Here is a 260-nt window from a genome sequence, read left to right on the forward strand (position 1 = left end):
AACGACTATCGCTCGCTGTTGACGGGTGATGAGTTTGAGGCGTTTCGGGGTAATGGCAGTGCTCCGAGTGTGGCGTCGGGTCGGGTGTCGTATGTGTTGGGGTTGGAGGGGCCGACGGTCACGGTGGATACGGCGTGTTCGTCGTCGTTGGTGGCGTTGCATTTGGCGGTGCAGGCGTTGCGGGGTGGGGAGTGTGGGTTGGCGTTGGCGGGTGGTGTGACGGTGATGTCGACGCCGACGACGTTTGTGGAGTTCTCCCG

General features: G+C 62.7%; 1 protein-coding gene. It reads left to right on the plus strand.

What is annotated here, in order from left to right; all coding sequences use genetic code 11:
• Window positions 1–260 (plus strand): beta-ketoacyl synthase N-terminal-like domain-containing protein (locus JK363_RS41845; protein ID WP_268981179.1); only part of this gene is annotated, 260 nt, incomplete at both ends.

Source organism: Streptomyces coffeae (genome assembly GCF_016741875.1).
In the GTDB taxonomy this organism is placed as follows: domain Bacteria; phylum Actinomycetota; class Actinomycetes; order Streptomycetales; family Streptomycetaceae; genus Streptomyces; species Streptomyces coffeae.